At 74.3% G+C, this 26,349-nt stretch carries 25 protein-coding genes and 1 pseudogene; 7 read left to right on the top strand and 19 right to left on the bottom strand.

Features of this window, described 5'->3' with window-relative positions:
• Positions 1-863 (bottom strand): annotated as a pseudogene (locus E9549_RS11815) (hydrolase); the annotation flags it as partial.
• Between the two features lie 116 nt (positions 864-979).
• Positions 980-1,606, bottom strand: coding sequence for a class I SAM-dependent methyltransferase (locus E9549_RS11810; RefSeq protein ID WP_236826736.1), 627 nt, complete (start codon positions 1,604-1,606; stop codon positions 980-982).
• A 40-nt stretch (positions 1,607-1,646) separates the two neighbouring features.
• Between E9549_RS11810 and E9549_RS11805 the strand changes: the two genes are divergently transcribed.
• Positions 1,647-2,492 (top strand): SDR family oxidoreductase, encoded by an 846-nt coding sequence (locus E9549_RS11805; RefSeq protein WP_236826735.1) that lies wholly within the window; start codon positions 1,647-1,649, stop codon positions 2,490-2,492.
• A 21-nt stretch (positions 2,493-2,513) separates the two neighbouring features.
• Here the strand turns inward: E9549_RS11805 and E9549_RS11800 are convergent, their stop codons facing one another.
• The 3 genes from E9549_RS11800 to E9549_RS11790 form a co-directional block, all read right to left on the bottom strand.
• Complete coding sequence (locus E9549_RS11800; RefSeq protein ID WP_236826734.1) at positions 2,514-4,049, bottom strand: AMP-binding protein; 1,536 nt, start codon at positions 4,047-4,049, stop codon at positions 2,514-2,516.
• A 193-nt stretch (positions 4,050-4,242) separates the two neighbouring features.
• The gene (locus E9549_RS11795) at positions 4,243-5,001 is read right to left on the bottom strand and encodes a Sir2 family NAD-dependent protein deacetylase (protein WP_236826733.1); all 759 of its coding nucleotides are present in this window, start codon (positions 4,999-5,001) and stop codon (positions 4,243-4,245) included.
• On the bottom strand, positions 4,998-5,978 hold the full coding sequence (locus E9549_RS11790; protein WP_236826732.1) for a phosphatase PAP2 family protein: 981 nt from the start codon (positions 5,976-5,978) through the stop codon (positions 4,998-5,000). Before E9549_RS11790 ends, E9549_RS11795 begins: the two co-directional genes overlap by 4 nt.
• Before the next feature lie 252 nt (positions 5,979-6,230).
• Here E9549_RS11790 and E9549_RS11785 point away from each other — a divergent pair, with 252 nt between their 5' ends.
• From E9549_RS11785 to E9549_RS23800, 5 genes are all read left to right on the top strand, one after another.
• Positions 6,231-9,077, top strand: coding sequence for an aconitate hydratase (locus tag E9549_RS11785; protein WP_236826731.1), 2,847 nt, complete (start codon positions 6,231-6,233; stop codon positions 9,075-9,077).
• A 16-nt stretch (positions 9,078-9,093) separates the two neighbouring features.
• A complete protein-coding gene (locus E9549_RS11780; RefSeq protein WP_236826730.1) occupies positions 9,094-9,264 on the top strand; it encodes a hypothetical protein in 171 nt (56 codons plus the stop codon).
• Positions 9,261-9,980, top strand: a complete 720-nt coding sequence (locus E9549_RS11775; protein ID WP_236826729.1) for a sirohydrochlorin chelatase — start codon at positions 9,261-9,263, stop codon at positions 9,978-9,980. Before E9549_RS11780 ends, E9549_RS11775 begins: the two co-directional genes overlap by 4 nt.
• 10 nt (positions 9,981-9,990) lie before the next feature.
• The gene (locus E9549_RS11770; protein WP_236826728.1) at positions 9,991-10,155 is read left to right on the top strand and encodes a hypothetical protein; all 165 of its coding nucleotides are present in this window, start codon (positions 9,991-9,993) and stop codon (positions 10,153-10,155) included.
• A gap of 287 nt (positions 10,156-10,442) precedes the next feature.
• Complete coding sequence (locus E9549_RS23800) at positions 10,443-11,075, top strand: DUF881 domain-containing protein (RefSeq protein WP_236826727.1); 633 nt, start codon at positions 10,443-10,445, stop codon at positions 11,073-11,075.
• A gap of 7 nt (positions 11,076-11,082) precedes the next feature.
• Here the strand turns inward: E9549_RS23800 and E9549_RS11760 are convergent, their stop codons facing one another.
• The 6 genes from E9549_RS11760 to E9549_RS11735 all read right to left on the bottom strand — a co-directional run bounded on the left by E9549_RS11760 (position 11,083) and on the right by E9549_RS11735 (position 16,986).
• On the bottom strand, positions 11,083-11,547 hold the full coding sequence (locus E9549_RS11760; RefSeq protein ID WP_236826726.1) for an SgcJ/EcaC family oxidoreductase: 465 nt from the start codon (positions 11,545-11,547) through the stop codon (positions 11,083-11,085).
• Between the two features lie 243 nt (positions 11,548-11,790).
• Positions 11,791-13,689, bottom strand: coding sequence for an ABC transporter ATP-binding protein (locus tag E9549_RS11755; RefSeq protein WP_236826725.1), 1,899 nt, complete (start codon positions 13,687-13,689; stop codon positions 11,791-11,793).
• 79 nt (positions 13,690-13,768) lie between these two features.
• A complete protein-coding gene (locus E9549_RS11750; RefSeq protein ID WP_236826724.1) occupies positions 13,769-14,557 on the bottom strand; it encodes an enoyl-CoA hydratase/isomerase family protein in 789 nt (262 codons plus the stop codon).
• On the bottom strand, positions 14,554-14,781 hold the full coding sequence (locus tag E9549_RS11745; protein WP_236826723.1) for a helix-turn-helix domain-containing protein: 228 nt from the start codon (positions 14,779-14,781) through the stop codon (positions 14,554-14,556). Before E9549_RS11745 ends, E9549_RS11750 begins: the two co-directional genes overlap by 4 nt.
• Positions 14,782-14,939: 158 nt before the next feature.
• A complete protein-coding gene (locus tag E9549_RS11740; RefSeq protein ID WP_236826722.1) occupies positions 14,940-15,320 on the bottom strand; it encodes an MmcQ/YjbR family DNA-binding protein in 381 nt (126 codons plus the stop codon).
• Between the two features lie 64 nt (positions 15,321-15,384).
• Entirely contained in the window at positions 15,385-16,986 is a 1,602-nt protein-coding gene (locus tag E9549_RS11735; RefSeq protein WP_236826721.1) for an ABC-F family ATP-binding cassette domain-containing protein, read from the bottom strand.
• Positions 16,987-17,070: 84 nt separating this feature from the next.
• Here E9549_RS11735 and E9549_RS11730 point away from each other — a divergent pair, with 84 nt between their 5' ends.
• The gene (locus tag E9549_RS11730) at positions 17,071-18,876 is read left to right on the top strand and encodes an SCO7613 C-terminal domain-containing membrane protein (RefSeq protein ID WP_236826720.1); all 1,806 of its coding nucleotides are present in this window, start codon (positions 17,071-17,073) and stop codon (positions 18,874-18,876) included.
• 287 nt (positions 18,877-19,163) lie between these two features.
• Here the strand turns inward: E9549_RS11730 and E9549_RS11725 are convergent, their stop codons facing one another.
• From E9549_RS11725 to E9549_RS11690, 8 genes are read right to left on the bottom strand one after another with little or no spacing between them, the layout of a single operon-like run.
• Positions 19,164-19,556, bottom strand: coding sequence for a metal-sulfur cluster assembly factor (locus tag E9549_RS11725; protein ID WP_236826719.1), 393 nt, complete (start codon positions 19,554-19,556; stop codon positions 19,164-19,166).
• Complete coding sequence (gene sufU / locus E9549_RS11720) at positions 19,556-20,026, bottom strand: Fe-S cluster assembly sulfur transfer protein SufU (RefSeq protein ID WP_236826718.1); 471 nt, start codon at positions 20,024-20,026, stop codon at positions 19,556-19,558. Before sufU ends, E9549_RS11725 begins: the two co-directional genes overlap by 1 nt.
• Positions 20,027-20,039: 13 nt before the next feature.
• Positions 20,040-21,353, bottom strand: coding sequence for a cysteine desulfurase (locus E9549_RS11715; RefSeq protein ID WP_236826717.1), 1,314 nt, complete (start codon positions 21,351-21,353; stop codon positions 20,040-20,042).
• On the bottom strand, positions 21,350-22,123 hold the full coding sequence (gene sufC / locus E9549_RS11710; RefSeq protein ID WP_236826716.1) for a Fe-S cluster assembly ATPase SufC: 774 nt from the start codon (positions 22,121-22,123) through the stop codon (positions 21,350-21,352). Before sufC ends, E9549_RS11715 begins: the two co-directional genes overlap by 4 nt.
• 13 nt (positions 22,124-22,136) lie before the next feature.
• Positions 22,137-22,502 carry a non-heme iron oxygenase ferredoxin subunit gene (locus E9549_RS11705; RefSeq protein ID WP_236826715.1) on the bottom strand — a complete coding sequence of 122 codons (366 nt, stop codon included), beginning with the start codon at positions 22,500-22,502 and terminating at the stop codon, positions 22,137-22,139.
• A gap of 2 nt (positions 22,503-22,504) precedes the next feature.
• Entirely contained in the window at positions 22,505-23,824 is a 1,320-nt protein-coding gene (sufD, locus tag E9549_RS11700) for a Fe-S cluster assembly protein SufD (protein ID WP_236826714.1), read from the bottom strand.
• Complete coding sequence (sufB, locus tag E9549_RS11695) at positions 23,824-25,266, bottom strand: Fe-S cluster assembly protein SufB (RefSeq protein WP_236826713.1); 1,443 nt, start codon at positions 25,264-25,266, stop codon at positions 23,824-23,826. Before sufB ends, sufD begins: the two co-directional genes overlap by 1 nt.
• Positions 25,263-26,105 (bottom strand): helix-turn-helix domain-containing protein, encoded by an 843-nt coding sequence (locus tag E9549_RS11690; protein ID WP_236826712.1) that lies wholly within the window; start codon positions 26,103-26,105, stop codon positions 25,263-25,265. Before E9549_RS11690 ends, sufB begins: the two co-directional genes overlap by 4 nt.
• Positions 26,106-26,349 lie beyond the last annotated feature (244 nt).

Raw genomic sequence — 26,349 nt, 5'->3', positions numbered from 1 at the left:
GGCGCGCTCGGGGTGGCGACGGGTCGGGCCGGGGTGCGCGGCGGCGCCGGCGCGGCGGCCTGGCGGGCCGCGGCCTCCTGCGCGGCCGTCCGGGCGCCCTCGAGGCCGTCGAGCACCTGCTGGGCCTGCTGCAGCTCGGCCTGGAGGCCGTCCTCCCGGGCGTCGAGCGCATCCGCCTGCCGGCGCGCCTCGACCTCCTGGGACTGGGCGCTCGCCAGCAGCGCGGCCGCCTCCTGCTGGACGGCGGCGGCCTGCTCGGTCGCCTGCCGGGCGACCTGCTCCGCCGTCGCGGCCTGCTGCTCCAGGACGGTGAGCTCGGCGACCACCTCGACCCGGTTCACCCCGGCGGCGTCCAGCAGGGCCGAGCGCTCGATCAGCTCGGCCGGCCCCGCTGCGCTGAGCAGTGCGGTGATGCCCGGGGAGGTCGAGCCCTGCATGTAGCTGGCCCGCGCGAAGGAGGCGACGTCGTCACGTCCCTGCTGCAGGTCGGCGGCCGCCTGCACCGCCGCGGCGGCCGCGGCGTCGGCGGCGGCCCGGGCGGCGTCGTGGGCCGCCTGCTTGTCCTCGTAGTCCTGCAGCGCGATGAGCGCCTGCTGGTGCAGTTCCTCGACGTGCGTCCGGGCCTGCGCCAGCTCCGCGCCGATCTGCCCCACGCGCGCGGCGGCGTCGGCCCGGGCCTGCTGGGCGGCACCGAGCTCGGCGTCGCTGGGGTTGCGCGGCGCCGCACCGGCCGCCGACGGCGTCAGGCCGACGGCGGTCGCGGCCAGGAGCACCGCGACGAGGGCCCGCCGCGCCGTCCGGCCGCGCCCGGTCGTGGTCCCGGTCCTGCTGCGCTCCGCGCACGTCCGCGCTCCGCTGCCCACCGCTGCCTCTTCCCGACGTCCGAGGGGCACCCGGACGGGTGACCCTCGGGGTGCATCGGACGGTGGCGCGGGACCGTTGAGGAGGCCTCACCCCTCCGGGTGGGGTCCGCGTGCGGTCAGGGCCGGGTCGCGACGAGCGCCGTCCAGCAGCCGGCGAGGCGGGTCTCCTGCGCGACGACGTCCAGCCCGGCCTCACGGCAGGCGGTGGCCAGCGCCGCCGGGGTGGGCCGGTCGCCGTCGGCGGGGTGGAAGGCGACCGCGCGCAACGGGCGGCTGTCGACGAAGCGGGCGGTCATCTCGCAGGAGTAGAACCGGCCGCCCGGCCGCAGCACGCGCGCCACCTCGCGGACCACGTCCCGCCAGGCCTCGGCGTGGTGCAGCACGTGGTAGGCGAAGACCGCGTCGTAGGACCCGCCCCCGGCAGCGAGGGCCGTGACGTCGCCCTCGCGCACCTCGACCCGGTTCCCGAGGTCGGCGACCGCCGCCCGGCAGGCCGCCACGCTCGCCGGGAACCGCTCGACGCCCTCGGCACGGCCGGCCCCGAAGACGTCGAGGGCCAGACGCAGGCCGGTGCCCCGCCGTCCGGTGCCCAGCTCCAGGACGGTGCCACCGCGGACGTCGCCGCCGAGGCGTCGCAGGATCGCCGCCTCGGCCCGGCGCTGGACGAACGCCCGGGGCCGGGAGTCGACCCACAGCCGGGTGGCGTCGACGTAGGTGGGCGGGACGGGGTTCGTGTCGGGCACGGCGCGGTTGTGCCCGGTGGGGCCTGGGCACAACCGCGCCGTGCCCGACCTCCAGGACCGCGTCGTCCTCGTCACCGGCGGGAGCACCGGCATCGGTCGCGCCGTCGTCCACCGCCTGGCCGCCGGCGGCGCGCGGGTGGTGGCCTGCGCCCGCGACCGGAACCGGCTGACCGAGGCGCTGGCCGGCGTCGACGGGGCGACCGGGGCACCGGCCGACGTCCGCTCCCCCACCGACCGGGTGGCGCTGGTCCAGCGGGTGCTCGCCGAGCACGGCCGCCTGGACGCGGTGGTGCTCAACGCGGGGATCGGCTACGCCGGGCTGGTCGAGGACACGCCGCAGGAGGCCGTCGAGACGATGATCGCCACCAACCTCACCGGGGTCGTCGACCTCGCCCGCCTCGCCCTCCCCCACCTGCTGGCGGCGGCCGCCGAGCGGGGCCGCGCCGACGTCCTCGTGACCGCCTCCGCCGCCGCGCTGTCGCAGGTGCCGCCGCTGGCCGTCTACTCCGCGACCAAGGCCGGCGCGCACGGCTTCGTGAAGGGGCTGCGGCGGGAGGTCACCGCCCGCGGCGTGCGGGTCCACTCGATCGCCCCCGGGCCGGTGTCGACGGAGTGGCTCGTCCGCGGCCGGGGCGAGCCGCCGGTCTCCGACGAGGACGCCGAGGGGCGGCTCTCCCCCGGCATCCGCACGGAGCGGGTGGCCGACCAGGTGGCGCGCAGCCTGGGGTCCTACTGGTCGCGCACGGTCTCCGTGCCGCGGTGGATGGGCCTGGCGCGGCTCGGCGAGGTCCCACCGGTCGACCGCGTCCTCGACATGACGCTCTCCCGGCAGGCGGCCCGCATCCGGCGGGTCACCGACCGGATGGTGGCCGAGCGCGACGGCTGAGCCGCCGCGCCCGGCCCTGCCTCAGTTGACCCTGCGCTCGGAGCCGGCCCAGAAGTCCTCGCGGAGCTTGAACTTCTGGATCTTTCCCGTGGCGGTGCGGGCCAGCTCGTCGCGGAACTCCACCCGCTTGGGCGCCTTGTAGCCGGCGATCCGCGCCTTGCAGTGGGCGATGATGTCGGCCTCGGTGGCCTGCTCCCCCTCGGCGAGGACGACGATGGCGGTGACCATCTCCCCCCACTTGTCGTCGGGGATGCCGATGACCGCGACCTCCGCGACCGCCGGGTGGCTGAACACCACGTCCTCGACCTCGATCGAGGAGACGTTCTCACCACCGGTGATGATCACGTCCTTCTTGCGGTCGGAGATCGTCAGGTACCCCTGCTCGTCCAGCGAGCCGCCGTCCCCGGTGTGGAACCAGCCGCCCTCGAGCGCCTCGGCGGAGGCGTCGGGGTTCTCCCAGTAGCCGGCGAGCACCGTGTTGCTGCGCGCCAGCACCTCGCCGCTGTCGCTGATCGCCATCCGGGTGCCGATCGACGGCACGCCGGCCCGGGAGAGCCGCTTGGCGCGCTCCTCCGGGTCGAGGTCGTCGTACTCGGCGCGCGGCCGGTTGATGGTGAGCAGCGGGGCGGTCTCGGTCAGGCCGTAGATCTGGTTGAACTCCCAGCCGAGCTCGGCCTCCACCCGCGCGATCGTCCGCGACGGCGGCGGCGCCCCCGCGACGATGATCCGCACCCGGTCGCGCCCCGGGATCTCGCCGTCCCAGTCGGCGGCGGCGTCCAGGACGGCGTTCCACACCGCCGGGGCGCCGGCCATCAGCGTCACGCCGTGCTGGTCGACCCGGCGCAGGATCTCCGCTCCGTCGACCTTGCGGAGCACCACCTGGCGGGCGCTGACGCCGGCCATCGCGTAGGGCAGCCCCCAGCCGTTGCAGTGGAACATCGGCAACGTGTGCATGTACACGTCGCGGTCGCTGACCTGCATGTGCATCCCGAAGGTCACCGCGTTGACCCAGATGTTGCGGTGGGTCATCTGCACGCCCTTGGGCCGCGCCGTCGTCCCGCTGGTGTAGTTGATCGTCGCGGTGGCGTCCTCGTCCGGCTCCGCCCACGGCCGCGGCTCGACGTCGAACCGGAGCAGCTGCTCGTACTCCTCCCCCGTGCCGAACCGGTGCTCGGCGCGCACGCCCTTGAGGGAGGTCTCCAGCTCGGGGTCGACCAGCAGCACACGGGCGCCGCAGTGCCCGACGATGTACTCGACCTCCTCGGGCTGCAGCCGGAAGTTGACCGGCACCGCGACGCGGCCGGACGAGGGCACCGCCAGCAGCAGCTCGAGCAGCCGCGCGGAGTTGTGGCTGACGATCGCCACCCGCTCGCCCTCGCCCACGCCGAGCTCGTCGAGGCCCGCCTGGAGCGCGCGGCCGCGCCGGGCCACCTCGCGGTAGGACACCTCGCCCAGCGAGGGCGCGGGCTGCGCCGGCTCGTCGACGATGCCGACGCGGTCGCCGTAGACGAGCTCCGCGCGGTCGAGGAAGTCGCGACTGGTGAGGGGTACGCGCATGCCGGCTCCCGGGGTGCTGGGCCGGTGCGGGCCGGCCGTCGACGTGGTCCCCGTCACGCTATCGGTCGGCGGGGACGGCGACGAGCGGCGCGCGACTCCGCCGTCCCGCCGGGATCAGGGGACCTGATCGTGGCGCCTCCTCCCTCGCGGTGCGCGGTGAGGGATGACGCGCTGCGGTGAGGGAGGACTGCGGTCAGCCGGCGGCGACCAGCCGCGGCAGCGCCGTCCCGATCGGCTCGCGGACGACGAGGTCGGCGACGTCGTCGTACGGCGTCGGCTCGGCGTTGACCACCACCACCTGCGCCCCGTGGGCGACGGCGACGTCGACCAGCCCCGCCGCCGGGTGCACCTGCAGCGAGGTGCCCACCGCGAGCAGCACGTCGCAGTCGCGCGCGGCGTCCACCGCGGCCTCGACGACGTCGGGCTCCAGCACCTGCCCGAAGCTGATCGTCGCCGACTTGAGGATGCCGCCGCAGTCGAGGCAGGGCGGGTCCGGCTCCCCGGCGGCCACCCGGTCCAGCGCCTCGGCCATCGTCGTCCGGGCGCGGCACCCCAGGCACTCGACCTCGTGCACGGTGCCGTGGATCTCCACCACCATCGCCGGGTCCGACCCCGCCGCCTGGTGCAGCCCGTCGACGTTCTGGGTCACCAGCGCGCGCAGCCGGCCCTGCCGCTCGAGGTCGACCAGCGCGGCGTGCCCGGGGTTGGGCCGCACGTCGAACGCACCCATGTCCCGACGCATCAGCCAGGCCCGGCGCCGGATGTCGGGGTCGGCGACGTAGTAGGAGAGCGTCACGAGCTTCTCGGCGTCGGGATCGCGGGTCCAGACACCGTTCGGCCCTCGGTAGTCGGGGATGCCGCTGTCGGTGGAGATGCCCGCGCCGGTGAGCGCGGTGATGCGGCGGGCGGCGGTCAGCCAGCCGGGCAGCGGGGCGGGGACGGTGCCGGTCACGCCCGCCACGGTAGGGGCCGGGCGGCACGCCCCGCCGCCCGCAGCGCGCGCCCGGCCGGCGGCGCCAGCAGGACCACCGCGCAGGCGTACGCGGCGCCGAGCAGCGTGTCGACGACGTAGTGCTCCCCCGACCACACGAGGACGACGGGCATGAGCACGGCGTAGGCGACCAGGCACGCACGCTGCCAGCCGTGCCGGGCCAGCGGGAGCAGCACGGTGCACACGAGAACGGCGAACGCGGTGTGCAGCGAGGGGACGGCGGCGACGAGGTTCACCTGCCCCTGCCCGGCGTCGAGCAGCACCCCGGCGCGGGGCAGCCCGAGCACCTCCCACCCGGCGCTGCTGATCCGCGCGACCGGTTCGATCACGCCCTGCTTGGCGGCCAGCCACGGCGGGGCCGCCGGGTAGAGGACGTAGGTGACGAGCCCCGCCAGGGACAGCGCCACGACCAGGCGGGCGCAGCGCGCCCAGCGGGCCCGGTCGCGCAGCCACAGCACCGCGAGCACCACGGGGGTGACGACGAAGTGGCTGCTGTAGACCAGCGTCGCCACGGCCTTCCACCAGTCGGCCTGCACGTGCTCCTGCAGCCAGACGGTGGGCAGCACCCCGCCGGTGAGCCAGCGGTCGGCATCGGCCACCTCCTCGACGGCCACCGGCATGCCCAGGCCGTCGGCCAGGCCGCGGGTGGCGTCGTAGGCCAGCAGCACCGCGACCAGCGGCAGCCAGTCGGCGAGCAGGCGCACGAGCCGCCGCCGGCCGTGCGTCACCGAGGTGACGGCCAGCCCCGCGAGCACCCAGCCGAGCAGGACGACGCGGTCGGTCGGCAGGCCGCGCACCGCGCAGGTGGCCGCGAACACCAGCAGCAGCGCCGCCCAGAGGACGGCGGTGACCGCGCGTCCCCGCCTGCCGGACGCGGCCGGCTCGACGGCGGGCGGGGCCGCCGCGGGCGCGGGGGCCGACGGGTCGAGCGCGGTCATGGCGCGGGAGGCTAACCGCGCGCCCCCGCACGGACGCGGCGCGCGCACCCGGCACGCCGTCCGCCGGCGAGCGGTGGGGCTGCTGCGCCTGCCCGGGCGGGAGGGACGCCCGGCGCCCGCGCGTTTCGCCGCCCGTGACACAGGTCACCGGGTGAGGAAAGGGTCGCCTGACTCGGTGGTCCCGGCCGCGGGCTGGGATGATCGGGGGTGGTCAACGACGCGTGATGAACCACGAGGGGTAGGCGCAGAGAAGTGGCAGCCAGCAAGGACAGCTTCGGAGCCCGGTCGACGCTCGCCGTCGACGGCACCGAGTACGACATCTACCGGCTCGACGCGGTGGAGGGCGCGGAGAAGCTGCCCTTCAGCCTGAAGGTCCTCCTCGAGAACCTGCTGCGCACCGAGGACGGCGCGGACATCACCGCCGACCACATCCGCGCGCTGGCCGGCTGGGACCCGAACGCCGAGCCCGACCAGGAGATCCAGTTCACCCCGGCCCGCGTGGTGATGCAGGACTTCACCGGTGTCCCCTGCATCGTCGACCTCGCCACGATGCGCGAGGCCATGGCCGAGCTCGGCGGCGACCCGCAGAAGATCAACCCGCTCGCGCCGGCCGAGCTGGTCATCGACCACTCGGTGATCGCCGACGTCTTCGGCACGCCGGAGTCCTTCGAGCGCAACGTCGAGATCGAGTACGAGCGCAACGGCGAGCGCTACCAGTTCCTGCGCTGGGGCCAGGGCGCGTTCAGCGACTTCAAGGTCGTCCCCCCGGGCACCGGCATCGTCCACCAGGTGAACATCGAGCACCTCGCCCGCGTGGTCTTCCCGCGCCAGGAGGGTGACCGCGTCGTCGCCTACCCCGACACCTGCGTGGGCACCGACAGCCACACCACGATGGTCAACGGCCTGGGCGTGCTGGGCTGGGGCGTCGGCGGCATCGAGGCCGAGGCCGCGATGCTCGGCCAGCCGGTCTCGATGCTCATCCCCCGCGTGGTCGGCTTCAAGCTCTCCGGTCAGCTCCCGGACGGCGCCACCGCCACCGACCTGGTGCTCACCATCACCGAGATGCTGCGCCAGCACGGCGTGGTCGGGAAGTTCGTCGAGTTCTACGGCGAGGGCGTCTCGGCGGTGCCGCTGGCCAACCGGGCCACGATCGGCAACATGAGCCCCGAGTTCGGCTCCACCGCGGCGATGTTCCCCATCGACGAGGAGACCATCACCTACCTGCAGCTCACCGGCCGCAGCGAGGAGCAGGTCAAGCTGGTCGAGGCCTACGCCAAGGAGCAGGGCCTCTGGCACGACCCGTCGCGCGAGCCGCAGTTCTCCGAGTACCTCGAGCTCGACCTGGCCACCGTCGTCCCGAGCATCGCCGGGCCGAAGCGCCCGCAGGACCGCGTCGCCATCACCGAGGCCAAGCCCGCCTTCCGGGAGGCGCTGGCCGACTACGTGACCGACGGCGAGACCGGCGGCGAGGACCGCAAGCCCGGGGTCCCGGCGCAGGAGAAGCCCTACGGCGTCACCTCCTCGGTCGACGAGGCCGTGGCCGAGACCTTCCCCGCCTCCGACCCGGTCGCCGAGACGCACGGCAACGGCGAGGCCGGCAAGCCGCACCACTTCGACGGCCACGACGTCGGCCGGCGCCCGTCCAAGCCGACCCGCGTGGTCATGGAGGACGGCACCGAGACCGAGGTCGACCACGGCCACGTGGTCATCGCCGCGATCACCTCCTGCACCAACACCTCCAACCCGCAGGTGATGATCGGCGCCGCGCTCCTGGCGAAGAACGCCGTCGAGCGCGGGCTGGCCACCAAGCCGTGGGTCAAGACGACGCTGGCCCCCGGGTCCAAGGTCGTCATGGACTACTACGAGAAGGCCGAGCTCACCCCGTACCTGGAGAAGCTCGGCTTCTACCTGGTCGGCTACGGCTGCACCACCTGCATCGGCAACTCCGGCCCGCTGCCCGAGCCGGTGTCCAACGCGGTCAACGAGGCCGACCTCGCCGTCGTCTCGGTGCTCTCGGGCAACCGGAACTTCGAGGGCCGGATCAACCCCGACGTCAAGATGAACTACCTGGCGTCGCCGCCGCTGGTCATCGCCTACGCCCTGGCCGGGTCCATGGACGTCGACCTGAACAACGACCCCCTGGGCCAGGACGCCGACGGCAACGACGTCTTCCTGCGCGACATCTGGCCCTCGCCGCAGGAGGTCCAGCGGGTCATCGACCAGGCGGTCTCCGCGGAGCAGTTCGGCCGCAGCTACGAGGACGTGTTCGCCGGCACCGAGCAGTGGCAGAACCTGCCCACGCCGACCGGGGACACCTTCGACTGGGCGGAGGACAGCACCTACGTCCGCCGTCCCCCGTACTTCGAGGGCATGCCGGCCGAGCCGGCCCCGGTCGAGGACATCACCGGCGCCCGCACCCTCGCGGTGCTCGGCGACTCGGTGACCACCGACCACATCTCGCCGGCCGGCTCGATCAAGGCCGACAGCCCCGCGGGCAAGTACCTCCGCGAGCACGGCGTGGACCGCCGCGACTTCAACTCCTACGGCTCCCGCCGCGGGAACCACGAGGTCATGATCCGCGGCACGTTCGCCAACATCCGGCTGCGCAACCAGCTGGTCCCGGGCACCGAGGGTGGCGTCACCAAGAACCACCTGACCGGCGAGACGACGACGATCTACGACGCCTCGCAGGCCTACCAGGAGGCCGGCATCCCGCTGGTCGTGCTGGCCGGCAAGGAGTACGGCTCGGGCTCGTCGCGCGACTGGGCGGCCAAGGGCACGGCGCTGCTGGGCGTCAAGGCGGTCATCGCCGAGAGCTACGAGCGGATCCACCGCTCCAACCTCATCGGCATGGGCGTGCTGCCGCTGCAGTTCCCCGAGGGCCAGGACCGCGAGTCGCTCGGCCTGACCGGCGACGAGGAGTTCACCATCACCGGGATCACCGCGCTCAACGACGGCGAGACCCCGCGGACGGTGAAGGTCAAGGCCGGTGACGTCGAGTTCGACGCCCGCGTCCGGATCGACACCCCTGGCGAGGCGAACTACTACCGCAACGGCGGCATCATGCAGTACGTGCTGCGGTCGCTGCGGCAGAGCTGACCCTCCGCACGACGCGATGAACCCCGGCCCGGGCGGCCGCGGCGTCCTGCTCACCGGCTCACGCCGGGGGGCGGGGGCCGCGGCCGCCCGGGCCCCCGTCGTCGAGGGGGCCCGGCCGCCGGGCGCCCTCGGCACCGACCACCTGACCGGAGCCATGCAACCCTTCGACGACACCCGCGCCCGGTGACCGCTCCCCCGGCCCCCGTCCTGGTCGCCTGCGCGCACGGCACCCGCAACCCGACCGGCCGCCGGCTGATCGCCGAACTCGCGCTCGCCGCCCGGGCGCTGCGGCCGGGGCTGGTCACCACCGCCGCCTTCGTCGACGTCCAGCCGCCGACCGTCGTCGACGTCGTCGGCGGCCTGGCCGCCGAGGGGCGCCCTGCCGTCGTCGTCCCGCTGCTGCTCTCCGGCGGGTACCACGTGCACGTCGACATCGCCGGGGCCGTCGCCGCGCACGACTCGGTCGTCGCCGCCCGGCCGCTGGGGCCCGATCCCCGGCTGGCCGAGGTGCTGCACGCCCGGCTGGTGGAGGCCGGGGCCGACCCGGCCGACCCCTCCACCGCCGTCGTGCTGGCCGCCGCCGGGTCCAGCGACGCCCGGTCGGTGGCCGACGTCGACCGGACGGCCGCGCTGCTGCAGCACTCGTGGGCCGGTCCGGTGACCACGGGGTACGGCTCGGCCGCGCAGCCGCCGGTGCCCGATGCCGTCGCAACCGCGCGCGAGCGGGGCGCCCGCCGCGTGGTGGTCGCGTCGTACCTGCTCGCCCCGGGGCACTTCCACGACAAGCTCGCCGGTGCCGGGGCCGACGTCGTCACCGCGCCGCTGCTCCCCGACGAGCGGATCGCCGCCGTGCTGCTCGACCGTTACGACGCCGTGCTCGGCGCCGAGCGGCCCGGCCGATAGCGTCCCGGCGGTGATGTCGCTGATCGGCCTGGCCACCTACCTCGCCCTCGTGGGCCTGTTCCTCTACGCGCTCTACTGGGTGGTGAACCGGGCGGTGCTGCACGCGCTGCGCACCCACTCCGCCGAGCAGCGTGCCGCCGCGGGGGCGGGGACCCCCCATCGGCCGGGCGGCTGACCCGCGACCACCTCGGTACAGCGACTGGAACGACCGGGCAGCCACAGCGGGGCGCGACCGGCCGGCCGGCACCGCCGGGCGGGGGAGCTGTCCTACTGTGGGGACCGATGGACGCCGACAGGGGGAACGCCTCGGAGCCCGGGCAGCCGGCCGCTGCCGACGGCCGTCCCCCGCCCGACCAGGGCCCCCGGGCCGAGCACACGACGCCCGGAGACGGCGACCCGCCCGTCGACGCAGCCTCGACCTCCACTGGAGGGTCAGGGTCGTTCCGGTCGTGGAGCAGGCCGGTGGCCGTCGCGGCCACCGCCGCGTTGACCGTGGCCCTCGGGTTCGCGCTCGTCGTGCAGATCCGCAGCACCGCCGAGCCGGCCGAGGAGGACGTGCGCAGCGAGGCCGACCTGGTGGTGCTCCTCGACGAGCTCAACGCCCGCGAGGAGACCCTGCGCGAGGAGATCAGCCGCACCCGGCAGACGCTCGAGGATCTGGGCAACGGGTCGGAGGAGTCCGGCAGCGCGCTCGAGGAGGCGCGGTCCCGGGCGGAGGCCATCGGCATCCTCGCCGGCGCCCTCCCGGCCAGCGGCCCCGGGCTGCGGATGACCGTGCAGGACCCCGACGGCGCGGTCCCCGCCAGCGTGGTCCTCGGCGCCGTCCAGGAGCTGCGCGGCGCCGGCGCGGAGGCCCTGCAGGTCGACGGCGTGCGGGTCGTCGCATCCAGCGCCGTCACCGGCTCCCCCGGCGCGCTCCGCATCGACGGCGAGCTGCTGAGCTCCCCCTACGAGTTCCGGGCCGTCGGCCCCCCGGCCGAGATGGAGGTCGCCCTGTCCGTCGCGGGTGGGGTGATCGCCGACCTCGGCCGGACGGGTGCACGGGTGCAGGTCGAGCAGCTCGACGACGTCCGGGTGGACGCCACGGTCGGCTGAGCCCGGCTCACTGCGGGATGAGCAGCCCGCGCAGCTCCTCGGTGAGGGCCTCGCGCGCCTCGGGGTGCTGGTGCCACGCTGCGGGGGTGACCTGGAACAGCGAGATGCGCCAGCGGCCGCGCCCCTCGTCCACGGCGATCATCGTGTGCACGGCGTTCAGCGCGGGGTCGAGATCACCGGCGCCGGCCGGGATCATGCCGGCGTGCGCGGTCAGCATCGCGACGCCCTCGCCGACGGGGCGGACGGAGCGGACCACGGCCACGTAGGCCGGCGTCTGGTGCGACGAGAACACCTGGCGCAGGTCCGCCGCGATGGACAGCCGGCCGCGGTGGTGGCTGCCGTCGAACCCGATGATGTCGCCGTCGTCGGCGAATCCGGCGGCCACGGCCGCACCGCTGCGCCGGTTCCAGCCGTCGATGAACTCGGCGTAGAGCGCCTGGATCTGGGCGTCCTGCGGGTGGGCTGCGGTCACGTCTCCTCCTCGCTGGCGGTCGCCGGTGCGTCCCGACGCGTGCTGCGGTCCTGCGTGGCCGCGCCAGCCCGGCCACGTGTCCCGGCTGCGGCCGCCTGGGACAGGTGTGACGCTAGTGGTCCCGGTGACCAACTCGTCCGATGCTCGCCGGAGTTCTCCGCGCACCGCACCGGCGCCTTTTCCCCGTTCCCGAGCGCCCCCCACGGTGCGTGCGCGACCGTGTGCGGAACGCCATCGTTGCGGTCACCCGACGACGGCGGAACGGCGCTCCTCCTGCGCGAACTGGGTGCGGTGCAGGTCGGCGTAGCGGCCTCCGCGCGCCAGCAGTTCCTCGTGCGTCCCCGCCTCGACGATCCGGCCCTCGTCGACGACCAGGATCCGGTCGGCGCTGCGGATGGTGGAGAGCCGGTGCGCGATCACCAGGGAGGTGCGCCCGGCCAGCGCGGTGTCGAGCGCGTGCTGCACGGCGGCCTCGGACTCGCTGTCGAGGTGCGCCGTCGCCTCGTCGAGGATCACGATGCCCGGCGCCTTGAGCAGCACGCGGGCGATGGCCAGCCGCTGCTTCTCCCCGCCCGAGAGCCGGTAGCCGCGGTCGCCGACGACCGTCTCCAGGCCCTCGGGCAGCGACCGCACGAGCTCGGCGATGCGCGCCCCGCCGAGCGCCTCCCACAACTGCTCGTCGGTGGCCTCGGGGCGGGCATAGCGCAGGTTGGCCCCGATGGTGTCGTGGAACAGGTGCGCGTCCTGGCTGACGACGCCGACCGCGTCGCGCAGCGAGGCCAGCGTCGCCTGCCGCACGTCGACGCCACCGACGCGCACCGTCCCGCCGGTCGCGTCGTACAGCCGGGGCACCAGGTGGGCGATCGTCGTCTTCCCCGCCCCCGAGTGCCCGACCAGCGCGACCAGGTGACCGGGCTCCACCCGGAAGGAGACGTCGTGCAGGACGTCGACCGGACCACCGTGCTCGGGCAGCGACACCTCCTCCAGCGACGGCAGCGAGACGTCCGCCCCGGACGGGTAGCTGAAGGAGACGTGGTCGAACTCGATCGACCGGTCGTGGGCCGGCACCGGCACGGCGTCGGGCGCCTCGCGGATCATCGGCGGGAGGTCCAGCACCTCGAAGACGCGGTCGAAGCTGACCATCGCGCTCATGACGTCCACGCGGATGTTGGACAGCGCGGTGAGCGGGCCGTAGAGCCGGGACAGGAGGAGCGCGAGGGCCACGACGTCGCCGGGGCTGAGCTCACCGGTGAAGGCCAGCCACCCGCCCAGGCCGTACACCAGCGCCGTCGCCAGCGCCGCCACCAGGGTGAGGGCGGTGAAGAAGGTGCGGCCGTACATGGCCGAGAGGACGCCGATGTCGCGGACGCGGGCGGCCCGGCCGCGGAAGGACTCCGCCTCGGCCGCCGGCCGGCCGAACAGCTTCACCAGGAGCGCGCCGGCGACGTTGAACCGCTCGGTCATCGTGGCGTTCATGGACGCGTTGAGCGTGTAGGACTCCCGCGTGATCTCCTGCAGCCGGCGGCCGATGCGGCGGGCGGGCAGCACGAACAGCGGCACGAGCACCAGCGACAGCAGCGTGATCTGCCAGGACAGCGTGAGCATGACGCCCGCGGTGAGCACCAGCCCGATGACGTTGCTGACCACCCCGGACAGCGTCGAGGTGAACGCCTGCTGCGCGCCCACGACGTCGTTGTTGAGCCGGCTGACCAGCGCGCCGGTCTGCGTGCGCGTGAAGAACGCCACCGGCATCCGCTGGACGTGCTCGAAGACCTGGCTGCGCAGGTCGTAGATGACGCCCTCGCCGATGCGTGCGGAGTACCACCGCGTGCCCAGGGAGATCCCGGCGTCGACGACGGCCAGGCCGGCGATGACCAGTGCGATCTGCACGATGTCGCCCGCGGTGCCCTCCAGCCCGGCGATCCGGTTGACGATGTCGCCGGCCAGGAGCGGGGTGATGACGCCGATGACCGACGAGCCGATCACCAGCGCCAGGAAGAAGGCGAGCTCCCGGCGGTAGGGCCGGGCGATGCCGATGATGCGCCGGACGGTGCCCGGTGGGAGCCGGCGGGCGGTCACCGACGGATCGCGCCTGAACGACCGCATGGCGGCCATGGAGGTCATGGACTGGTTCACGTCCACGCCACCCCCCTCGTCCCGCCGGCCGCGCCCCGGCGGCTGCTGCAACCGGGGCGGGACCGCGCTTGTTCCTGGGAGTCTCTCAGCGGCCGCTGACGAGATCGTGCAGCCGCTGCACCTGGGCAGCCCGTTCGGCGGCGTCCTGGGCCGGGGCGTCGTTGCCGACGGCGGAGCGCACCAGCGCCGCGGTCGCCCGGCTGGCGCCCACCGGCGGCGCCAGGAGCGCGCCGGTCAGGTCGGCGACGGCGTCGTCCAGCTCCGCCCGCGGCACGACCGCGGTCGCCAGGCCGATGGCCTGCGCCTCGGCGGCGCCGACGGCGCGACCGGTCAGGCACAGCTCCAGCGCCCGCGCGTAGCCGACCAGCTCCACCAGCGTGCTCGTGCCGGTCAGGTCCGGGACGAGGCCGAGCGTCACCTCCGGCAGCCGCAGCTGCGCGTCGTCGCTGAGCACCCGGAGGTCGCAGGCCAGCGCCAGCTGCGCACCGGCGCCGATGGCGTGGCCCTGCACCGCGGCGATCGAGACGACCCCAGGCGAGCGCAGCCATCGGAAGCCGGCCTGGTAGCCCCGGATCCGCTCCTGCGCCTCCTCGACCGGCAGCCGGACGAGCTCGCCCAACCCGCCACCGGTGCGGGAGCCGGTGTCGAACATGCTGCGGTCCAGGCCTGCCGAGAAGGACCGGCCCGAGCCGCGCAGGACGACGACGCGCACCTCCTCGTCCAGCGACGCCCCGACGTCCGCCAGGGCCACCCAGGTGTCCGGCGTCTGCGCGTTGAGCTGGTCCGCCCGGTCGAGGGTGACGGTGAGGACGGCGCCGTCGCGGCTCGTCCGCACCCAGCCGGGCGGAGGGGAACCGGTGGGGTCTGCGCTCACGCCTTCTTGCTGTTCCGGTTGGCCCCGCCGCGGCTGCGCAGCGAGGCCCCGGACTCCGACAGCAGCCGGTGCACGAAGCCGTACGACCGGTTCGTCGAGGTGGCCAGGGACCGGATGCTCTCGCCCTCGTCGTACCGCTTGCGCAGCTCGTCGGCGAGCGTCGACCGGTCACCGCCGGTGATCCGCTTGCCCTTGCCGAGGTCCGCAGTGCTCTGGTCGGCCATGGCTCCCCTCCGTGTCGGCCACCGGCCCACCGGCACGGAGGTGCCGGCGTGCGACGGCCCGTCGTCTGGTTTGTCCGTCCTGGTGCCGCCGTCCGGTCGACCACGGCTCCCTCCGACCCATGATCACCCAGACGGGGGACCTGCGCGACGCGAGCGGGTCAGCCCTCCAGCCGCTCGCGCAGGCGGCGCGGCGCCCGGCACTCCCACGCCTCGGTGATCGCCTCCTCGAGGTCGTCGGGCGAGGCGGCGGCGACGTCGGCGAGCACCATGGGGTGCACGCCGTACCCGGCCACGGTGAAGAAGACGTCCGGCCGCGTCCTGACCAGGACGTCGACGACGTCGGCGTCCGCGGTGCGCAGGCCGAGAGCCGGCCCGTCCGGCGCGCGGTCGGCCAGCAGCGCCCGTTCACCGCGCCGGAGCACCCGCTCCCAGGCGAACGCCTTGCCCCCGACCCGCCAGGAGCGGCTGTGCCCGTTGTCCTCCTCGACCACCCCGGGCAGGGCGGACGCGACCCGGCGGACGTCGTCCCAGCTGGCCACCGGCCGCTCCTCCCCGGACCGCGGACTCGCCGGTGCCATGGTGCCGCACCGGCGGCCGCGGTGGTCAGGCCAGCTCGACCAGGTCGGCCAGGTCCTCGCTCCAGGCGTCCTCGGTGCCGTCGGGCAGCAGGATGACCTTGTCGGGGTCCAGCGCCCGGACGGCGCCCTCGTCGTGGGTGACCAGGACGATCGCCCCGGCGTAGGTGCGCAGGGCCTCGAGCACCTGCTCCCGGCTGGCCGGGTCCAGGTTGTTCGTCGGCTCGTCCAGCAGCAGCACGTTGGCCCCGGAGACGACGAGCGTCGCCATCGCCAGGCGGGTGCGCTCACCGCCGGAGAGCGTGCCGGTGCGCTGGTCGACCGTCTCCCCCGAGAAGAGGAAGGCGCCCAGGATGCGGCGCAGCTCCGTGTCGGTGCTGTCGGGCGCCGACGAACGCATGTTCTCCAGCAGCGTCCGGTCCATGTCGAGCGTCTCGTGCTCCTGCGCGTAGTAGCCCACCCGCAGCCCGTGCCCCGGCTTCACCTCCCCGGTGTCCGGCGTCTCGGTGCCGGCGAGCATCCGCAGCAGGGTCGTCTTGCCGGCGCCGTTCAGGCCCAGGACGACGACGCGCGCGCCGCGGTCCACGGCGAGGTCGACGTCGGTGAAGATCTCCAGCGAGCCGTAGCTCTTGGACAGCCCCTCGGCGGTGAGCGGCGTCTTGCCGCACGCGGCGGGCGTGGGGAACCGGAGCTTGGCGACCTTGTCCTGCACCCGCACGTCGGCCAGGCCGGCGGCCAGCCGCTCGGCCCGCTTGTCCATGCTCTTGGCGGCCTTGGCCTTGGTGGCCTTGGCACGCATCTTGTCGGCCTGCGCGTTGAGGGTGTCGATCTTGCGCTCGGTGTTCGCGCGCTCCTGCTTGCGGCGCCGCTCGTCGGTCTCCCGCTGGGCCAGGTAGGGCTTCCAGCCGAGGTTGTAGACGTCGACGGTGGCCCGGTTGGCGTCCAGGTGCCACACCTTGTTGACGACGGCGTCGAGCAGCTCGACGTCGTGGCTGATGACGATCAGCCCGCTCTTGTGGCCGGCCAGGAAGCCCTTGAGCCAGGTGATCGAGTCGCCGTCGAGGTGGTTGGTCGGCTCGTCGAGGAGCAGCGTCTCGGCGTCGGAGAAGAGGATGCGGGCGAGCTCGACCCGGCGGCGCTGACCGCCGGAGAGGGTGCGCAGCGGCTGGGCGAGCACCCGGTCGGGCAGGCCCAGGTTGGTGCAGATGCGGGCGGCGTCGCTCTCCGCGGCGTACCCGCCGAGCGCGGCGAACTGGTCCTCCAGCCGGCCGTAGCGGCGGACCGCCCGGTCGCGCTCGTCGTCGTCCGCGGGCTCGGCCATGGCGACCTGCGCCTTGACCAGCTGGGCCTTCAGCACGTCCAGGCCGCGGCCGGAGAGCACGCGGTCGCTCGCGGTGGTGTCCAGGTCGCCGCTGCGCGGGTCCTGCGGCAGGTAACCGATCTCGCCGGTGACCTCCACCTTCCCGGCGTGCGGCAGGCGCTCGCCGGCCAGTGTGGTGAGCGTCGTGGTCTTGCCGGCACCGTTGCGCCCGACGAGCCCGATGCGGTCACCGGGCTGCACCCGCAGGTTGGCCTCGCTGATGAGGATGCGGGCGCCGGCACGCAGCTCGAGGCCGGTCGTCGTGATCACTGAACCCAGGGTAGGCGCTCCACCGCCCGGTTCCGAGCGGATCCGCGGTGATTCGGGCGGCACCGGGGCGGGCAGGGTGCCGCGGTGACCCCGGACGCGCGGACGAGCGGCCCGCCGGCGCCGCCGTTCCCGTACGCGGCCCGCCCGCCGCAGGTGCTGCTCGCTGTGGGCGCCGTGCTGCTGGTGAGCGGCGCCGCGGCGCTGGCCTCGCTCCAGGGCGGGCCGCTGGTCCGGGGTGGGCTGCTGGCGCTCGCGGCCGTCGCCGCGGCCGCCTCCGTGCGGGCGGAGCGCTCGCGGCTGGGCAGCTCCGCGGAGACCTTCGCGGCCACCTCGGCCGGCCTGGCCCTGGCCGCCGGGGACGTCGGCGCCCCGCGCACCGGCGACCCGCTGCTGCCGCTGGTGCTGGCCGGCGCCTTCGTCCTGCTGCACCGCACCTGCCCCGCGACCGCTGCCTGGCCGCTCGCCGCGTGGGTCGGGCTCCAGCTCGCCGTCCTGCGGCTGGTGGACGGCGTCGCCGCCCCCGTGCGGACCGAGTTCCTGCTGGGCGTCGCGCTGGCCGGCCTCGTGGTCGCGCTGTCCGCCCGGCCTTTGGTGGCCCGGCTGGTGCTGGTGTCGACCGCGCCCTGGTTCGCCACCGGCGTGCTGGCCGGCCTGCAGGAGTCCTGGACCGCCGCCGCGGCGGGCCGGTGGTCGGCGGCCGCGCTGGTGGCCGGCGCTGCCGGTGGCCTGCTGCTGGCCCGCTTGCGCGCCCCGCTCGACCTGCTGCTCGGCCCGCCGCGCCTGGTCCCCGTCGTCTCCGGCGCCCTCACCGGGGCTGCGGTCGCCGGGGCGTCGTCCGCCGGGGGGCCGGTCGCCGTCGCGGTGGCCGGGTTCGCCGGTGTCGTGGTCGCCACCGTGGCCGCCGGGGTGCTCGACGGGTGGCGGCGCGGGTTGCTGCTGCCCGCGGCCCTGACCGGCGGCGTGCTGCTGGCCGCCCTGTCGGTGCTCCGCCTGGTGGCGGGCACGCACTGGTCGGCGCTGGCGCTGCTGCTGCTCCTGACGGCGGCCCCGACGGTGTGGGTGGCGCTCGTGCGCCCCGACGACCGCGCCGTGGCCGCGCCGACCGCGGTGGGCTGCCTGGCCGGGGCCGCGGTCCTGGGCCTCCCCGACGGCTGGGCCACCCCCGCCGGCGCCGCCGTCCTGCTCACCGCGCTGTACCTGCTGGCGCTCGGCGCCGCGGCGGCGCTGGACCGCGATTCGCGGCGGGCCACCGTCGTCTCCGCCGCGGTCGTCGCCGCGCTCGCCGTCCTGCTCCTCGTCACCCGGGGTGAACGGCCGCAGGTGCTGGCCCACCTGGCGGTGCAGGGCACGGCGACGCTGGCCTGGGCCTGGTGGACCGGCCGGGCGTCGGGTCCGGGCACCGCGACCGACGCCACCGCCGCCTGGCGGGCGGGTGCGGCGCAGGTCGTGCTCGCCTGCTGGATCGGGGCCGCGCTCGCGGGCACCGGCACGGTGGAGGCCTGGACCCTCCCGGCCGCCGGCGGGCTGTGGCTGGCGGCGGGGCGGGCGCTGGAGCGCGAGCCGTCCTGGCCGTCGTGGGGCCCGGGGCTGCTGGTGGCGGCCGTCCCCTCGACCGCGCTGGCCGCCCTCTCCCCCGACGGGCCGCGCGCCGTGCTGGTGCTCACCGCCGCCGGGGTCGCGATGGTGGCGGGGAGCCGGGTCGGCGTCCGCGCGCCGATCCTGGTCGGGGCGGGATCGGCGCTGGTCCTGGCACTGGCGGTCGCGGTGCGCGCGCTGCCGTGGCCGGTGGCCGCCGCACTGGCGGTGGGTGCCGTGCTCCTCTTCGTGGGGGTGCTGCGCGAGCGCGTCCCGGTCGACGGCTTCGCCGCCCGCCTGGACGACCTGAGGTGAGCGCCCCCCGGCGACGGCGATGTCCCCGGGGCGGGCACTGCGGGCGCCGGAACGGCGGAGCCGGGGACACCGCTCCGTGCTGCCCGGCCACCCCGGGCCCTCAGTGGCACCAGGGCCGGCACGGCGGCCGACTCGGGGGCCGAGGGTGCCAGGCGGTCCCACCGACGACGACTGCCCGCGCCCCATAGGGCGCGGGCAGCACGGTGACGCTGGCATCGGCGGGCGGGTGGTCGCCCGAGCCCGGCCGGGCGCAGAGCCCGGCGAGGTCATCGATCAGCGGCGAGGACTCACACCCGGAAGCCCAGGGCGCGCAGCTGCTCGCGACCGTCGTCGGTGATCTTGTCCGGGCCCCACGGCGGCATCCAGACCCAGTTGATCCGGATGTCGTCGACCAGCCCGGGGCCGGGGCCGCCGGTGAGCGCCTGGCGGGCCTGGTCCTCGATGACGTCGGTCAGCGGGCACGCCGCGCTGGTCAGCGTCATGTCGATGATCGCGACGTTGTTCTCGTCGACGTCCAGGCCGTAGACCAGGCCCAGGTCGACGACGTTCACCCCGAGCTCGGGGTCGACGACGTCGCGCATCGCCTCCTCGACGTCCTCGATGAGCGCCGACTTGTAGGCCGGCAGGTCGCCGGGGGCGCCGTCGGTGGCGGGGGTCGCGTTCTCGGTGGTCTCGCTCATCAGTTGCTGCCTCCGGTCTGGGGGGCGGTGGAGAGGGCTCGGGCGGACGCGTCCTTGAGGGCCATCCAGCTCATCAGCGCGCACTTGATGCGCGCCGGGTACTTCGAGACGCCGGCGAACGCGACGGCGTCCTCCAGCTCGTCCTCGAGCTTCTCGGCGACGGCGGGGTCGCCCTTGGCCTGCATGAGGGTCATGAAGTGCTCGCCGGTCTCCAGCGCCTGCGTCACCGGCTTGCCGACCACCAGGTCGTACATCGCCGAGACCGACGCCTGGCTGATCGAGCACCCCATGCCCTCGTAGGACACGTCGGCGACGGTGTCCCCGTCGAGCTTCACCCGCAGGGTCACCTCGTCACCGCACGTCGGGTTGACGTGGTGGACCTCGGCGTCGAACGGGTCGCGCAGACCGCGTCCGTGGGGGTTCTTGTAGTGGTCCAGGATGATCTCCTGGTACATCGACTCGAGCTGCATCAGCGGATCGACCTCACACCGTTCCGAAGAACTTCTGGGCCGCGCGAATTCCGTCGGCCAGCGCGTCGACGTCGTCGTACCCCGTGTGCACGTAGAACGTCGCCCGGGTGGTTGCCGGCACGCCGTAGCGCCGCACGACCGGCCACGCGCAGTGGTGCCCGACGCGGACGGCGATGCCGAGGTCGTCGAGCACCTGCCCGACGTCGTGCGGGTGGATGCCCTCCACGGTGAAGGAGACCGCTCCCCCGCGGGCGACGGTGTCCGGCGGGCCGATCACCGTGACGCCGGGGATCCCGGCGAGCTTCTCCAGCGCGTACCCGGTGAGCGCCCGCTCGTGGGCCTCCACCTTGTCCATCCCGAGGGCGTTCAGGTAGTCGACGGCCGCGCCGAGCCCGACCACCTGGGCGGTCATCGGGATGCCGGCCTCGAAGCGCTGCGGCGGCGGCATGAAGGTGGAACCCTCCATCCGCACGACCTCGATCATGGAGCCGCCGGTGAGGAACGGGGGCAGCGCGTCCAGCACCTCGTAGCGGCCCCACAGCACGCCGACGCCGGTGGGCCCGAGCATCTTGTGCCCGGAGAACACCAGGAAGTCCGCGCCCAGGGCGGTCACGTCGATCGGCTGGTGCGGCACCGACTGGGCACCGTCCACCAGGACCAGGGCACCGACCTCGCGGGCCCGCGCCACGATCTTCTCGATCGGGTTGATCGTGCCCAGGATGTTCGACTGCTGGGTCACGGCGACGAGCCTGGTGCGCTCGTTGACCACCGTCGCCAGGTCCGAGAGGTCCAGCCGGCCGTCGTCGGTCAGCCCGAGCCAGCGCAGGGTCGCCCCGGTGCGCTCGCACAGCTGCTGCCACGGGATGAGGTTGGCGTGGTGCTCCATCTCGGTGACGACGATCTCGTCGCCCTGGCCGACGGCGTGGGCCCGGAACTCCGGCTCCTTCGCCGTCGCGGCGTTGGAGAGCGCGTAGGCGACCAGGTTGATCGCCTCGGTGGTGTTCCGGGTGAACACGATCTCGTTCTCGGGGGCGCCGATGAAGGCACCGATCTTCGCCCGGGCCTCCTCGTAGGCCCCGGTCGCCTCCTCGGCGAGCTGGTGGGCCCCCCGGTGCGGCGCGGCGTTGACGTTCTCGTAGAACCAGCGCTCGGCGTCGAGCACCTGGCGCGGCTTCTGCGAGGTGGCCCCGGAGTCGAGGTAGACCAGCCGCTTCCCGTCCCGCACCGTGCGGGACAGGATCGGGAAGTCCGCCCGGATCGCCTCGACGTCCAGGGGCAGGGGCACCTGCTGCGCCCCGGCTCCGGGACGCGAGGCGGTCTGGGTCATGCGGATGCGACCTCCGGGGCGCCCTTGACGTAGGCGGCGTAGCCCTCGTCCTCGAGCTTGGCGGCGAGCTCCGGGCCACCCTCGTCGACCACCTTGCCGGCGACGAAGACGTGCACGAAGTCGGGCTTGATGTACTTCAGGATGCGCGTGTAGTGCGTGATCAGCAGGACGCCGACATCACTGTCCTCGCGGCTCTTGTTGACGCCCTCGGAGACGACCCGCAGCGCGTCGACGTCGAGGCCCGAGTCGGTCTCGTCCAGGATCGCGATGGCCGGCTTGAGCAGGCGCATCTGCAGGATCTCGTGGCGCTTCTTCTCACCGCCGGAGAAGCCCTCGTTGACGTTGCGCTCGGCGAACGCCGGGTCCATCTCCAGACCGGACATCTCGGTCTTGACGTCCTTGACCCAGGTGCGCAGCTTGGGCGCCTCGCCCTTGATGGCGGTGGCGGCGGTGCGCAGGAAGTTCGACACCGAGACGCCGGGCACCTCGACCGGGTACTGCATGGCGAGGAACAGGCCGGCGCGGGCCCGCTCGTCGACGCTCATCTCGAGGACGTCCTCGCCGTCGAGCGTGACGCTGCCCCCGGTGATCGTGTACTTCGGGTGGCCGGCGATCGAGTAGGCCAGGGTCGACTTCCCCGAGCCGTTGGGGCCCATGATCGCGTGCGTCTCGCCGGAGCGGACGGTCAGGTCGACGCCGCGGAGGATCTCCTTGGCGTCGTCACCCTCGCCGACGCTGACGTGCAGGTCGCGGATCTCCAGAACGGACACTTCTTCTCGCTCCTCAGTTGGCGGCCGCCGGGGGACGACGGTCGTCGGCCGCAGCATCTGCTTCCGTGTCGACGTACACGTCCTCCCCCTCCACGCGGACCGGGTAGACAGGCACCGGCTCGGTGGCCGGCAGGTTGGTGGGCTCGCCCGTGCGCAGGTCGAAGCACGACCCGTGCAGGAAGCACTCGATCGTCGGGGCGCCGTCGAAGGTCTCGACGTCGCCGTCGGTGAGCGGCACGTCGGCGTGCGAGCAGCGGTCCTCGAGCGCGTAGACCTCGCCCTCGAACCGGACGACGGCGATGTCGATGTCGGCCAGTTCGACCCGCAGTGCCCCCGTCTCCTTGACGTCGGAGAGGGCGCAGACGCGTTCGAAGGCCATGGTCAGGCCACCTCGACCGGCTGATCGTCCAGGGCGGGCAGGGCGCCGAGGCGCTCGTCGATCGAGGCCATGAGCCGGTCCTGCAGCGCGTCCAGGCCGATCCGCTGGACCACGTCGGCGAAGAAGCCGCGGACGACCAGGCGGCGCGCGGTCTCGGCGTCGATGCCGCGCGAGCAGAGGTAGAACAGCTGCTCGTCGTCGAACCGGCCGGTGGCGCTGGCGTGCCCGGCACCGACGATCTCGCCGGTCTCGATCTCCAGGTTCGGCACCGAGTCGGCGCGGGCGCCGTCGGTGAGCACCAGGTTGCGGTTGAGCTCGTAGGTCTCGGTGCCGGTGGCCGCGGGCCGGATGCGGACGTCGCCGATCCAGACCGTGCGGGCACCCTCACCCTGCAGCGCGCCCTTGTAGAGCACGTTGCTGGTGCAGTTGGGCACCGCGTGGTCGACCCACAGGCGGTGCTCCTGGTGCTGGGTCTCGTCGGAGAAGTAGACGCCGAACAGCTCCGCGGTGCCGCCGGGGCCGGCGTACTGCACGTTGCTGACCAGGCGGACGAGGTCACCACCGAGGGTCACCACGACCTGGGTGAAGGTGGCGTCCCGGCCGACGACGGCGTCGTACTGCCCGCCGTGCACGGCACCGGGCGCCCAGTCCTGGACCGACACCAGCTTCACCTGGGCGCCGTCGCCGACGAGGACGGAGACGCCGCCCGCGTACTTCGCCAGGCCGCTGTGGTCGAGCACGATCGTCGCCTGGGCGAAGGCGCCGACCTCGATCACCAGGTGACCCCAGACGACGTCGTCGGAGCCGGTGCCGGCCAGGCCGAGCGTGACCGGGCGGTCCGGCTGGGCCTCCTTGGCCACGCGGACGACGGCGGCGCCGCCGCAGCGCTGGCGGGCCAGGGCGGCCAGCCGGTCGACCGGCTCGGGCAGCCCCTTCAGCAGCGGGTCGCCGGCCTCGACGCTGGTCAGCTCGACGCCCTCGGGCAGGTCGGTGGTCCAGGTCAGGTGGGCGTCCGACGGGGCGCCGTCCAGCAGCGGCCTGATCCGCTTCATCGGGGTGAAGCGCCACGTCTCCTCGCGCCCGGTGGGCACGCCGAAGGCGTCGGGGTCCGTCGAGGTGAACCGCTCGGCCGGGGAGCCGGTCGGCGTGGACCCGCCGTGCGAGTGCGCGCCCGGCGCGGCCTGGCCGGCCGTGCCGGTGCCGGCCGCCGGGACGGCCGGCGGACCGGCCTGCGTCCCGACGCCGTCGCCGAACAGCTCGCCGGCGAGGGTGGCCGACTCGGTGGTCAGCCCGGTGGTGGTGGGGGCGTTCTGGTCGGGCATCAGCCGACGGCACCTTCCATCTGCAGCTCGATGAGCCGGTTGAGCTCGAGGGCGTACTCCATGGGCAGCTCGCGGGCGATCGGCTCGACGAACCCGCGCACCACCATCGCCATGGCCTCGTCCTCGGAGAGGCCGCGGCTCATCAGGTAGAAGAGTTGGTCGTCGCTGACCCGCGAGACGGTGGCCTCGTGACCCATGGCGACGTCGTCCTCGCGGACGTCGACGTAGGGGTAGGTGTCCGACCGGCTGATGGTGTCCACCAGCAGCGCGTCGCACTTCACCGTGGACTTCGAGCCGTAGGCGCCCTCGTCGACCTGCACGAGGCCGCGGTAGGAGGTGCGGCCACCGCCGCGGGCCACCGACTTCGACACGATCGTCGAGGAGGTGTGCGGCGCGGCGTGCACCATCTTGGCGCCGGCGTCCTGGTGCTGACCCTCGCCCGCGAAGGCGATCGAGAGGACCTCGCCCTTGGCGTGCTCACCGGTCATCCAGACGGCCGGGTACTTCATCGTCACCTTGGAGCCGAGGTTGCCGTCGACCCACTCCATGGTCGCGCCCTCGTGGGCCACGGCCCGCTTGGTGACCAGGTTGTAGACGTTGTTCGACCAGTTCTGGATGGTCGTGTACCGGCAGCGCGCGTTCTTCTTGACGATGATCTCGACGACCGCGGAGTGCAGCGAGTCCGACTTGTAGATCGGCGCGGTGCAGCCCTCGACGTAGTGCACGTAGGCGCCCTCGTCGACGATGATCAGCGTCCGCTCGAACTGGCCCATGTTCTCGGTGTTGATCCGGAAGTAGGCCTGCAGCGGGATCTCGACGTGCACGCCCGGCGGCACGTAGATGAAGGAGCCGCCCGACCACACGGCGGTGTTGAGCGCGGCGAACTTGTTGTCACCGGAGGGGATGACCGAGCCGAAGTACTCGCGGAACAGGTCCGGGTGCTCCTTGAGCGCCGTGTCGGTGTCCAGGAACAGCACGCCCTGCTCCTCCAGGTCCTCGCGGATCTGGTGGTACACGACCTCGGACTCGTACTGCGCGGCGACACCCGCGACCAGCCGCTGCTTCTCCGCCTCGGGGATGCCCAGCTTGTCGTAGGTGTTCTTGATGTCCTCGGGCAGCTCCTCCCAGGACGTCGCCTGCTTCTCGGTGGAGCGGACGAAGTACTTGATGTTCTGGAAGTCGATGCCGGAGAGGTCCGAGCCCCAGTCGGGCATGGGCTTCCGGTCGAACAGCTTGAGGGCCTTGAGACGGCGCTCGAGCATCCACTCGGGCTCGCTCTTGCGGGCCGAGATGTCGCGGACGACCTCCTCGGACAGACCGCGCTTGGCGGAGGCGCCGGCGACGTCGGCGTCGGCCCAGCCGTACTCGTAGCGGCCGAGCTGCTCGATCTGCTCGTCCTGCGTCAGCGGCGTGGCCGTGGCCGGCTGCTGGGTGCTGGTCATGCGGGCGTCCTCTCCCGGTCGTTCGTGGGGGCGGTGCTGGTGGACTCGGTCGTGCGGGTGCGCGCGCGATCGGGCGCTGCACGCTCACCTGGTACAGGGCGTCCGGGGGCCGATCTGTTCCCCGTCCGCGTGTGATCGAGGGCCTGCCCGGCGCGCACCGGGCCGGGGATGTGCGTGGTGCACACCCCGTCGCCGTGGGCGATCGTGGCCAGCCGCTGGACGTGCGTGCCGACCAGCCGGCCGATCACCGCCGTCTCGGCCTCGCAGAGCTGCGGGAACTCCGCCGCGACGTGCGCCACCGGGCAGTGGTGCTGGCAGAGCTGCCCACCGCCGGACAGCGCCGAGGCGGTGGCAGCGTAGCCCTCGGCGGTGAGGGCGGCGGCGAGCGCCTGGGCCCGGTCGGCCGGGGCGCCGGGGCTGCCGGTCGTGGCCGCCTCGACCGCGCTGGAGGCGCGCGCCTCCAGGCCGGCGAGCTGCTGCTCGGCCACGGCGCGGACCGCGTCGGGGCCCCCGGCCGCCGCGACGTAGCGCAGTGCGGTCAGGGCCAGGTCGTCGTACGCGTGCGGGAAGGCCGACCGGCCGGCGTCGGTCAGGTGGAAGCGCCGGGCGGGGCGCCCCCGGCCGCGGTGGGCGTCGCGCACCTGCCGCTCCTCGACGCGGCCGGTGGCGACCAGCGCGTCGAGGTGGCGCCGCACGGCCGCCGGGGAGATGCCGAGGCGGCCCGCGAGCTCGGTCGCCGTCTGCGGCCCGTGCTCCAGCAGCAGCCCGCTCACGCGGTCGCGGGTGCGCCCGTCGTCGGCGGACGCCGACGGCCGGAGCTTCGCCGCGAGAATTTCCACAACACGAGTGTGTCCTATTTCGGGGACCTCGCAAGCAAGGTCGACCTAAGAACGGCGCCGACGGGCGGTCTTCGTGATCAGCTTCACGCCACCGCGGCCCCAGCCCCTCGTGACCAGCCGGGACAGCCGGTGGGGAGCTCCCGCGGGTCACCCTCGGCCCTCGCCCCCCGGCGGCCGGCCGCTCATCCGGCGGAGCCGCTGGGCCGACGTCCCCTGCCGGTCGCCGGCGACGGCCTAGCATCGG

The sequence above is a fragment of the Blastococcus sp. MG754426 genome (assembly GCF_021699055.1).
Taxonomy (GTDB): domain Bacteria; phylum Actinomycetota; class Actinomycetes; order Mycobacteriales; family Geodermatophilaceae; genus Blastococcus.
This window is presented reverse-complemented; position numbering and strand designations above follow the sequence as displayed.

Coding starts and splice junctions, on each gene's coding strand:
- sufU (WP_236826718.1), bottom strand. CDS start 20,026: ATGCAGCTCGAGTCGATGTACCAGGAGATCATCCTGGACCACTACAAG.
- E9549_RS11725 (WP_236826719.1), bottom strand. CDS start 19,556: ATGAGCGAGACCACCGAGAACGCGACCCCCGCCACCGACGGCGCCCCC.
- E9549_RS11790 (WP_236826732.1), bottom strand. CDS start 5,978: ATGACCGCGCTCGACCCGTCGGCCCCCGCGCCCGCGGCGGCCCCGCCC.
- E9549_RS11800 (WP_236826734.1), bottom strand. CDS start 4,049: ATGCGCGTACCCCTCACCAGTCGCGACTTCCTCGACCGCGCGGAGCTC.
- E9549_RS11705 (WP_236826715.1), bottom strand. CDS start 22,502: ATGGCCTTCGAACGCGTCTGCGCCCTCTCCGACGTCAAGGAGACGGGG.
- sufB (WP_236826713.1), bottom strand. CDS start 25,266: ATGACCAGCACCCAGCAGCCGGCCACGGCCACGCCGCTGACGCAGGAC.
- E9549_RS11780 (WP_236826730.1), top strand. CDS start 9,094: ATGAACCCCGGCCCGGGCGGCCGCGGCGTCCTGCTCACCGGCTCACGC.
- E9549_RS11745 (WP_236826723.1), bottom strand. CDS start 14,781: ATGGCCGACCAGAGCACTGCGGACCTCGGCAAGGGCAAGCGGATCACC.
- E9549_RS11715 (WP_236826717.1), bottom strand. CDS start 21,353: ATGACCCAGACCGCCTCGCGTCCCGGAGCCGGGGCGCAGCAGGTGCCC.
- sufD (WP_236826714.1), bottom strand. CDS start 23,824: ATGCCCGACCAGAACGCCCCCACCACCACCGGGCTGACCACCGAGTCG.